The 1,513-nt window shown below is 72.6% G+C and carries 1 protein-coding gene; it reads left to right on the top strand.

Annotated elements, in window-relative coordinates; genetic code table 11:
* Positions 1–194 precede the first annotated feature (194 nt).
* Complete coding sequence (locus AB8Z36_RS39780) at positions 195–1,409, top strand: NAD(P)-dependent malic enzyme (protein ID WP_369218231.1); 1,215 nt, start codon at positions 195–197, stop codon at positions 1,407–1,409.
* Positions 1,410–1,513 lie beyond the last annotated feature (104 nt).

Here is a 1,513-nt window from a genome sequence, read left to right as displayed (position 1 = left end):
CTCGCCCCCGCCTGCCGCTGTCGGGTAGAAAGAGTGGTTACACCCCTCATCCGGGGCCCAGGGCGCGTGTGCGGCGCGCCCGCGTGTCCGTACCTCCCTCCGCCGACAGGCGGGGAACGGACGCGGTGCCCGCCCGCTTCTCAACCAGGAGCGGACACCCTCAACGAATGAATAAGACTTAAGGGGTCAGACAAGTGGCAGCGGAGATCGTCAATCCTCGCAGCGACAGCGATACGGACAACGAAGGCGCGGAGGAGCCCTTCGATCCGGCGTTTGCGCTGCACCGCGGCGGCAAGATGGCCGTGCAGGCCACCGTGCCGGTCCGCGACAAGGACGACCTGTCCCTCGCGTACACGCCCGGCGTCGCGAAAGTGTGCAGCGCGATCGCCGAGCGCCCGGAGCTCGTCCACGACTACACGTGGAAGTCGAACGTGGTCGCCGTCGTGACCGACGGCACCGCCGTGCTCGGCCTCGGGGACATCGGGGCCGAGGCCTCCCTCCCCGTCATGGAGGGCAAGGCCATCCTCTTCAAGCAGTTCGGCGGCGTGGACGCGGTGCCGATCGCGCTCGCGACGACCGACGCCGACGAGATCGTCGACACCGTCGTGCGGCTCGCCCCGTCCTTCGGCGGCGTGAACCTGGAGGACATCTCGGCGCCCCGGTGCTTCGAGATCGAGCGCAAGCTCCAGGAGCGGCTCGACATCCCGGTCTTCCACGACGACCAGCACGGCACCGCCGTGGTGACGCTGGCGGCCCTGCGCAACGCGGCGAAGCTGACCGGGCGCACGCTCGGCGACCTGCGCGCCGTGATCTCCGGGGCCGGTGCGGCCGGTGTCGCCATCGCCAAGTTCCTGCTTGAGGCGGGGCTCGGCGACGTGGCGGTGGCCGACCGCAAGGGCGTCGTGAGCCGGGACCGCGAGGACCTCACGCCGGTCAAGCGCGAGCTGGCCGAGCTCACCAACAAGGCCGGTCTCAGCGGCTCGCTGGAGTCCGCGCTCGCCGGGGCCGACGTCTTCATCGGCGTCTCGGGCGGCACCGTCCCCGAGGCGGCCGTCGCGTCCATGGCCCCGCGGGCCTTCGTGTTCGCCATGGCCAACCCGAACCCGGAGGTCCACCCCGACGTCGCGCACAAGTACGCGGCCGTGGTGGCGACCGGCCGCTCGGACTACCCGAACCAGATCAACAACGTGCTCGCCTTCCCCGGCATCTTCGCCGGTGCCCTCCAGGTCCGCGCGTCGCGGATCACCGAGGGCATGAAGATCGCCGCCGCCGACGCCCTCGCGGCCGTCGTCGGTGACGAGCTCGCCGCCGACTACGTGATCCCGTCGCCGTTCGACGAGCGCGTCGCACCGGCCGTGACGGCCGCCGTCGCCGCCGCGGCCCGCGCGGAGGGCGTCGCCCGCCGCTGAGCCCCCGTCGGCCCGCAGTGCCGCCCGCGCCCCCTGCCGCGTACCTCACGGCGGGGGGCGCGGCGCGTCGCGGAGCCGTACGGGGTGGGCGCGGAGTCGTACGG

This window comes from Streptomyces flavofungini, from assembly GCF_041028215.1.
Lineage (GTDB): Bacteria > Actinomycetota > Actinomycetes > Streptomycetales > Streptomycetaceae > Streptomyces > Streptomyces flavofungini_B.
This window is presented reverse-complemented; position numbering and strand designations above follow the sequence as displayed.